The 8759-nt window shown below is 43.7% G+C and carries 6 protein-coding genes; all 6 read left to right on the top strand.

Translation table 11 applies throughout. From position 1 onward, the window contains the following. Nucleotides 1–169 precede the first annotated feature (169 nt). Nucleotides 170–2110 carry a DUF2723 domain-containing protein gene (locus HZA10_00885; GenBank protein ID MBI5194857.1) on the top strand — a complete coding sequence of 647 codons (1941 nt, stop codon included), beginning with the start codon at nucleotides 170–172 and terminating at the stop codon, nucleotides 2108–2110. Next, nucleotides 2070–3374 (top strand): glycosyltransferase family 4 protein, encoded by a 1305-nt coding sequence (locus HZA10_00890; GenBank protein ID MBI5194858.1) that lies wholly within the window; start codon nucleotides 2070–2072, stop codon nucleotides 3372–3374. Before HZA10_00885 ends, HZA10_00890 begins: the two co-directional genes overlap by 41 nt. Beyond that, a complete protein-coding gene (locus HZA10_00895; GenBank protein MBI5194859.1) occupies nucleotides 3355–4767 on the top strand; it encodes a radical SAM protein in 1413 nt (470 codons plus the stop codon). Before HZA10_00890 ends, HZA10_00895 begins: the two co-directional genes overlap by 20 nt. Beyond that, nucleotides 4754–6571 (top strand): radical SAM protein, encoded by a 1818-nt coding sequence (locus HZA10_00900; protein ID MBI5194860.1) that lies wholly within the window; start codon nucleotides 4754–4756, stop codon nucleotides 6569–6571. The genes HZA10_00895 and HZA10_00900 overlap by 14 nt, the downstream gene beginning before the upstream one ends. Further along, nucleotides 6568–7656, top strand: a complete 1089-nt coding sequence (locus tag HZA10_00905) for a glycosyltransferase family 4 protein (GenBank protein ID MBI5194861.1) — start codon at nucleotides 6568–6570, stop codon at nucleotides 7654–7656. The genes HZA10_00900 and HZA10_00905 overlap by 4 nt, the downstream gene beginning before the upstream one ends. Further along, nucleotides 7653–8759, top strand: a 1107-nt coding sequence (locus HZA10_00910) for an oligosaccharide flippase family protein (protein ID MBI5194862.1), incomplete at its 3' end; no start/stop codon positions are given. The genes HZA10_00905 and HZA10_00910, both read left to right, overlap by 4 nt.

Raw genomic sequence — 8759 nt, forward strand, 5'->3', positions numbered from 1 at the left:
AGACTGCATTGGGCAGACAATCCCCATGGGCAGGCGTGGGAAACCTCTGGTCTACTGCTGTAGGCAGCGGACAGATTGCATGTATCATGTCTGGCACAACAGCCGTGTCAATAACTGCAAGGGACAACGGCGGAGTTAATATCCATACCAAGACTATTTATTCTGATTAGTGGCAACTCATTGTGATTCAAAGCCTGGGGAAGCCGTCTTCCCCAGGCTTTTATTATTCCTGCTTTCATTCTCCTTAATACTTGTTTATTCCTTAGCCCCAACTGTTTATGTCGGCGACAGCGGTATTTTTACCGCTTCATCATATTCCCTCGGTTCGGCGCATCCGCCCGGCTATCCGTTATTCTTACTGCTTGGGAAGCTTCTGACTTTCATACCGTTTGGAAACATTGCATTTAAGGTCAATCTCGTGTGCGCTGTTTTCGGGGCGCTGACCGTCCTGCTGTCTTACATGACAGCCTTTTACCTTACAAAAAATTATGCCGCAGGCATAGTTGCATCACTTGCCGTTTTAGCCTCGCCCAACTTTATCCTTGAGTCTTCAAAGGCAGAGGTTTATACGCTAAATACTTTTTTAATCGTCCTTATATTTTATTTAGGGCTGAGGGCCTTAAAAGAAACCGATTTCTTCCGGAGCATATTAATCTCATCTTTTATCTTAGGGCTCGGCATGGGCAATCACCATATAGCCGGTTTTATGCTCATTCCCCTGCTTTATGCGGTCTTTGCAAGGAGAAAGGATATTCCTTTTGGCACAATCACACTAAGCATTCTTTTATTCATTACAGGGTTTTCCGTTTATCTTTACTTGTACATCAGGAGCCATACAAATACCTTTATTGATTATTCACAGGTTCATTCCTTCAGGGACTTTCTTACGGTTTTTTTCAGGGCTGAATATTCAGGAGGCACTCTTAAGACCATTGAAGGCACTCCTAATTACAGTATCGGCTGGCTTTATTCCATAAAAAATATCGGACGAATCCTGTCCTCAGAGGTTCACCCTGTCATATGGCTTTTTGCACTTATAGGCACGGCAAGCCTGCTTAAAAACAAAAAGCTCTTCGGATATATTTTTATTTCGCTTGTGATATGGCTGCTTCTTGCCAAAATGACTATCGGTCAAAAAGAGCCTACTTATCATGACCTGTTTATTATCAGCCCGTATTTTCTGCAGCTTATTCCTATCGCTGGGATTCTTGCCGGTGCAGGCTTATATAAATGTTATGAAAAAATTAATGCCCGTTCATCCCTTGTGGCTCAAACCGTAGCACTCGGATTAATTATTTTTCAGGCAGCTTACGTCCCAGTCGCAATTCAAAAATCATCCCTCACCGAATACTTCACCGCATATAACTGGATAAAAGATATTTCAAAGGTCTTAAAAACAAAGAGCTTTTATTTTGCATTCGGGGATAATCCCGCCTTTTTAGGCTTTTATGGTTTTGGAGTTGAACGGCTGAGAGACGATGTGCTGTACATGGATGCCGCTTCTGGAAACAGCAGCTTTCGCCTTATCCTTTCTCCCCGGTGGAAATTCGGCATGTGGTATCCTGAGTTCTACGAAACGGCAGGAACCTCCATCAAATACTTTTATCCCATCGCTGAGGAGGGCCGGTTGTATGCAAGCAGTATCGGCTCGCTCCCTCAGTTTTTCAAAAACAGGTTTGACGTAAAAGGCTATGTCATAATCCCAATACTCCTGCCTAAAGGCAACAAATTTCCGTTGAACGAACAGTTGAAAGAAAACTTTGAGAAAATTGATTATCTTCCCATAATTACAGGAGACAACAGGGATATCATGACTGCGGATATCCGCAGATCCTATGTATTAACCATATGGGAATATGCCAACCTTCTTGCCGCTGAAAATTCAAAAGACACCGACTATTTTTACAGGCTTGCATTTTTTATAGCAAGAAGGGGGTTCAAGGATGAAATAATAAAAGATTATGTAAATTTTTTGTATGATAAAAGGGGCAATGCGGCCGCCGCAAAATTCATCTCAGAGCTCAAATATGCCGTGTCTGATACGGAGATGAAAAACGATATAGCCGTCATTGAAAAATGGTACAGGACTGAATTTAATAGCAGGAAGTAATCCTTATAAAATAATGAAGGTTGTCCAGATAACAAATCTTTATCCCCCCTTTGCCAGAGGAGGCGCGGAAATATATGTTGAAAATCTTGTAAAGGCATTGTCTTCCGGCAGTGCAGATAATGTCTATGTAATTACAAATGTCCGCGGCAGGGAATTTAAAGACAGGCGCATTATCAATCTGAATCTTAGAAACTCTGATGCCCTGACATCCCTTCTCATTCCAAATTTTTTAATTTATAAAAAAATTAAAAAATTTCTCTCGGAATTACAACCTGATATCGTGCATGTGCATAATATTCACGCCACATTAAGCTCTGCCGCCGTCTTTGCCTCGCGAGGCTTCCCCCTTGTCATGACCGTGCATGATTTCTACCTTTTCTGCCCGACATTACGGTTTGTGCATGAGGATGGGAAAATATGCGCCATGGACAAATGTATTACCTGCATGAAAAAATACTATTCCTCCGAAATAAAAAAAAGGTGGGGCGCATGCCGAATCTTTTCCGGAATGCTGAGATCTGATATGTTTTGCAGACTGCTTTATGAAATCCGCAAAAACCGCCTGAAGCGGATAATCCCCCTTATTGATAAATTCATCTGCCCCAATAAATCACAAAAAGAATTGCTTAAGGTAGCAGGCGTGCCGGAAGACAAACTGACAACACTGCCTTACACATCTGACTTTAAAGTAAAAGAAATTGCCCGGCCCGAAGGGAAATATATAGGCTACGCAGGAGGACTCATCAGGGAAAAGGGAGTTCATGTACTGCTTGAGGCATTGAGCCTTTTGCCTGAAGACACAAAACTCCTAATTGCCGGCGACGGCATATTCAAAAACGAGCTTGTACGGATGTCTGGGAATTTAGGCATAAAAAACAGGGTGCGCTTTCTGGGAAAACTCGGAAGGGATGAGATGAGAAGTTTTTATGATAAGATACATGTGCTCGTTGTTCCATCCCTCTGGCCCGAGGTGCTTGGTATTGTGGGGCTTGAGGCAATGACATCAGGGAAGCCGGTTATTGGCAGCAATATAGGCGGCATACCTGACTGGATAGAAGACGGCGTTAACGGTTTTCTGGTTCCTCCTGATTCGCCTAAGTCGCTTGCAGAAAAGGCAATGACTTTATTTAATACGGAAGACATGATTTATAAATTCGGGCTTAACGGGCAGAAAAAATTTACAGATGAATTTTCGCCCGAAGTTCATAAAAACAAGATAATTAATTTATACAGAAAGCTCTTGCATGGACATAACATTAATTGACCCGACAGGCGCAACGAGGGGGCTGAACGCCGGACTGGCATATCTTGCAGGCTCGCTCTTGTCCAAAGGCAAAACAGTCAGAGTTATTGACCTCAACAACCGGCAGGATAATTTTGAACAAAGGATACGGCAGATTGACAGCGGCATTGTCGGAGTCTCGCTTAAATCCGCCACTGCCGCCTCTTCAAAACCGCTGATTAAACTTCTGAATGAAAATAAGAAAATACGATTTAAGCTCTGCGGAGGCCCTCACATCACGGTAGCAGGCAGGGACTTTATTGAAAAATACGGTTTTGACGCCGGAGTAATCGGAGAGGCTGAAAATACAATAGTAAATTTTCTGGAATATGCAGAGGGCAGAAGGGACCTTGGCAGTATCGGCAATATCTGGCACAGGGACAAAACAACAGGCGATATTTGTCATTTCGGGCTGAAAGAACATGAGCAAAACCTGGACCTGCTGCCGTTTCCTGATTATGAGGTATTTGACTCCTTCAGGGGCCTAATAGAAGACTATCCGCTTCTTACAAGCCGAGGCTGTCCTTATCAGTGCATCTACTGCTGTGTCGGAGCAGTCTCAGGCAGGAAATGGCGCGCAAGGGAAGTTGACAACATAATTAAAGAACTCCTTGAGGCGCAGAAAAAATATCATTTTAAAAAATTTCATATAATAGATGACAACTTCACGCTTGATACCGGCAGAACAAAAGATTTTTGCAGGAGATTGCTTGAAAGCGGACTGCAAAAGGAATGGCATTGCCCCAACGGCGTAAGGGCTGACAGGCTGGACGAAGAATTGCTGAGCCTGATGAAGATGTCAGGCTGTTCGTCTATTAATATCGGGATTGAGAGCGGCGTTCAAAAGGTTTTTGACAGTCTGAAAAAAGGAGAGGCGCTTGCAGATATAGAACAGGCCATAAAATCGGCTGAAAAAACCGGCATCAGGGTTAATGGATTTTTTATCCTCGGACTGCCGGGAAGCACTTATGCGGATGATATGAAAAGCCTTGAATACAGTGAGGCGCTCAGGTTAAATGATGCGCTTTTTAACCTTATCAGCATTTATCCAGGCACAGAACTCTGGGAAAACATAACCGGCGACAAAAGGATAAAAATCCTCAGAGACTGGACAGACTCTTTTCATTTCGGAGGCAATGCAGAGCCCGTGTTTGAGACGGAAGATTATGCGGCTAAAGACAGAAAAAAGGCATTTTACATCTCAAATTTAAAGAGAAAGCATTATCTGGTTGTTGCGGGCGAGACCGGAAGTGTTTTAAAAAGGGCGCTGACAGCGCTGAAAATTATCCTGAAATACGACAGGCGCTCATTTTTCAGCCATGTCTTTTTCATCTTAAAAAATATGCGAAAGGTGCTGAGTCATGTCAGAAATTAAAAAAATAGATATTCTCATAATATGCTACGAGCGCACGCCGTTATTAGAGCAGTGCATAGAAAGCATTGATAAATTTACCCCGGGCATTGATTATAAAGTGCACGTTGTTGAGGGCAGGCGGAGCGCCGCTGAAAACAGAAACATAGCGCTTTCCATGGTCCGCTCTCCATGGTTTGTTATGATGGATGATGACGTAACCGTCTCGGATGGCTGGCTTGAAAAATTGCTTAAATACGCAGGCAACGGCATCGGACAGATACAGTCAAAACTGCTTTTCTCGAACGGACGGATTTTCTCTGCAGAGAAAATCTTTATTGCTCCATGGGGTGAAAACAAAGTCATCGGCATGGGCGAAAAAGACAACGGCCGGTTTGACTATGTAAGAACCGCTGAGCTGCTGTCCGGGACCTGCAATCTCTATAATTCAAAAATACTTGACGCCTGCTCCTTTGATACAAACTATAAAGGCGCGCAGTGGGAAGACTGCGATTTTTCAATGCAGATAAAAATGAGCGGTTTTCATCTGCTTTACTGCGGGGAATCGGCGGTATATCATCACAACCTTTACCGCAACGCCTTAACGGAAAATTATAATTATTTCAAAGAAAAATGGTTCGGCAGGCGGGAGCTGACCGGACGGGGCGTTCTATATGTGGGTTTGGCGTGTGATATTGACTGCGCCTTCTGTTATTACAAGCACGCGGCAGAAAGAAAATTTCATCCGCTTAAAGACCTGAAAAATAAATGCAGCAGGTTTAAAAAATTCTACGGCAATACGCATGTGGACATCACAGGCGGAGAGCCTACTATATACCCCTATATAATTCCTCTTGTTGAGCATTGCCGTATTATGGACCTCAAACCGACCATTATAACTCACGGGCAAAGGCTCACCCCGCAGCTTGTAAAAAACTTAAAGGACGCCGGCATAGAGGATTTTCTTATTTCATGCCACGGCATGGAAAAAGAGCACGATTATGTAGTAAATAAACCCGGAGGATATAAAGCCATGCGCGCCGGCATTAAAAATGTCCTTGATGCAGGGTTAACCTTCAGGACCAACACCGTCGTGACAAAGGTAAATTACAAAACCCTCCCCGGGCTTGCAAATGAATTCGCGGAAATGAAACCCAAAGTTGTCAACCTCATCATGTTCAACCCCTTTCAGGAATGGATTAATCTTCCGCTGCAGGAATTCCAGATGCAATACAGCGAAGCGGCGCCGTACATCATGGAAGCTGTTTCAATCTTAAGTTCAGCGGGGATTGAGGTGAATGTAAGATATATGCCCTTCTGCCTTTTTGAAGGCTTTGAAAAACACGTCATGAATTTCCCCCAGCTTCCCTTTGACAGATGGGAATGGGACTTTAAGCCTTGCCACAGGCTTGACGGAGAATATGACTATCTTTTTTACGCCATGAAGGAAAATGCCATAAGATACGAACAGCCGCCTCCGTGCCGAAAGTGTTCTTTACTGCTTATCTGCAGCGGCCTGCCGAGGCAATACTCCAATGCATTTGGATATAATGAACTTAAGCCCCGGGGCGGCAGGCCTGTGAGGGACCCGCTTTATTTTAAGGGCCTTAAATCCATTGCGGCATCTGCAAATAATGCCGTCCCTTATGCTCTGTCCCCCGAGGATTTTATTAAAACATATCCTGAATTAAAAAATTCAGACCCGCTGATTTATTATCAGACCCTGCCTTTTGAAAAAATAAATAAATTTTTGCTTGCCAAACATTTGTTTTTGAGAAAGGCTCTGCTGCGTCTGAAAAAAACAGCTAAGGCGCTTATTCAAAAGTGAAAATCCTTCATTTAATTTACGACCATATAAATAACCCGTGGGTCGGCGGCGGCGGGGCCGTCAGGGTTTATGAGCTTTATAAAAGGCTCTCAGAGAGGCATCACATAACCGTTGTCTGCGGAAAATACCCCGGAGCAACAGACTACAGCGAGAGGAATTTAGATTTTCATTTTGTTGGAACACACAAAAATAATTATGTATTAAGCACATTCTGCTATGCCGCAAAGGCTTCGCAATTTCTGCTTTCAAATTCAAAATCTTATGATGTCATAGTTGAAGATTTCGCGCCTTACAATCCCCTGTTCTCAACACTAATGACAAAGACTCCGCATGCCGTACAGGTTCACCATAAAGAAGGGATAAATTTATTTAAAAAATATTTCATTTTTGGACTGCCGTTTATGACCGTAGAGAAGTTTTATCCGGGACTTTTTAAAAACAGCATCTGCGTCTCTGAGGCCAGCAGGGATAAATTCGGGCTTCCGGGCGCAGTCATCATTTCTAATGGAATTAATGAAAAACTGTTTGATGAACCCGGATTCCATGAAGAAGATTATATATCATACATGGGGCGGCTGCACATCCATAACAAAGGTCTTGACACCCTGATTAAGGCAATACAAATGATTAATGAAAGACTTGTTATCGGAGGGGCGGGAAAAGACAAAAATAAATTATTTTCTCTTGTTAGAAAATCCGGGCTGGACAAAAAAGTCCAATTTAAAGGCTATCTAAATGACGATCAAAAGAGAGATTTTATAGGCAGGTCAAAATTTTTTGTGCTTCCGTCACGCTATGAAGGCCAGGGCATAGTCATACTTGAAGCCGCGGCCTGCGGCAAGCCTGTAATCATAAGCAGCATCCCTGAGTTAAAATACGCCGTTGACGCAGGCTTCGGCATATCATTTAAAACAGGCGATGCAGATGATCTGGCCGGGAAAATAAATTTTCTTCTTGAAAATGACACGTTAAGAAAAGCCCTGGGGCAGAAGGCAGGGGAATATGCAAAAAAATATCTGTGGGATAATATTGCCCGTGATTATGAGAGATTTTTGATTAAGGTTATGAGCGGACAAAATTCATAAGGAGGATTACCAACATATTTCATAACTTTATTTATCTGTCTCTTTCTTTTATCGCAACTACGGTCTTCGGCTATGTGTTTCATGCGGTTGTCAGCAGACAGCTCGGGCCTGCCGTATATGCAGAGTTCAGTGTTCTTTACGCCCTGATGATTGCGCTGTCAAGACCTGTAAATATTTTAAGCGGGGCCGTCACACGAGTTGCAGTAACAGGCAGGGCTACAGGCGTTGCTTTTGAGGAAATAAAAAGCTTTTCCCTCAGACTGGGTTTTCTTCTGGCATTAGCCGTTGGTTTGGGCCCTGTGATTTTATCTCCTTTAATCAGTGGCTTTTTAAAAGCAGGTAATCTGCCAATATTTATTTCAGTCGGACTGGCACTATTCATCTGGAGCTTCACAGGAGTCCTGCGGGGTCTGTTTTCCTCGGTTGAGGCCTTTGGCGTGCTTTCTTACACCGCCGCCGCTGAGCTTTTCATAAGGGCCGTCTGCGGCATAGGGCTCGTGCTTTGGGGCCTTAAGGTATTCGGGGCCATAGCCTCTTCGGTTTTTGGCGCCTCCGCCGTCTTTATCTTTCTTTATGCAAAGAGAAAATACCTCATTGACGCCTACAATGAACGGCTGAGGCAGGGCGCACCTGAATCAGGCTTTAAAAATATAACTGCAAAGGTTTTTTTTATTGCCTTACCCGTAGGTTTTTTCCTTGAGCTTGATATGCTTCTTGCTAAGAGATTCTTCATGCCTGAGGATGCAGGCATATATGCGGCGGCAGCTTTAATCGGGAAAGGACTGCTTGCGTTTTCCATGATAGCCTCGGCAGTTGTCTATCCAAAACTCATAGAGGAGCGGCTGAACAAAAAGGGGCTGCTCGCATTTCTCTGGGGCTTAGGCATCACCGTAATTTTATTCATTTCAGGATATGCCTTCTTAAAACTTTTCGGGAAACCGGCAGTCGGGCTTTTATTCGGCGATAAATATCACGGCGTCATAGAGATTGTACCTGTCTATGCCTATTCCATCATTCCGCTCGCAATCCATCTGCAGATAACAAATTTCAAGGGCGCAATAGGTGGATGGGTTGAAGGCGCATGGCTGTGGCTGCTGCTTGCA

The sequence above is a fragment of the Nitrospirota bacterium genome (assembly GCA_016212185.1).
In the GTDB taxonomy this organism is placed as follows: Bacteria; Nitrospirota; Thermodesulfovibrionia; order UBA6902; family DSMQ01; genus JACRGX01.

Bases quoted from the DNA above. Each gene is read 5' to 3' on its own strand.
- HZA10_00895 (MBI5194859.1), top strand. From the start codon at position 3,355: ATGGACATAACATTAATTGACCCGACAGGCGCAACGAGGGGGCTGAAC.
- HZA10_00900 (MBI5194860.1), top strand. From the start codon at position 4,754: ATGTCAGAAATTAAAAAAATAGATATTCTCATAATATGCTACGAGCGC.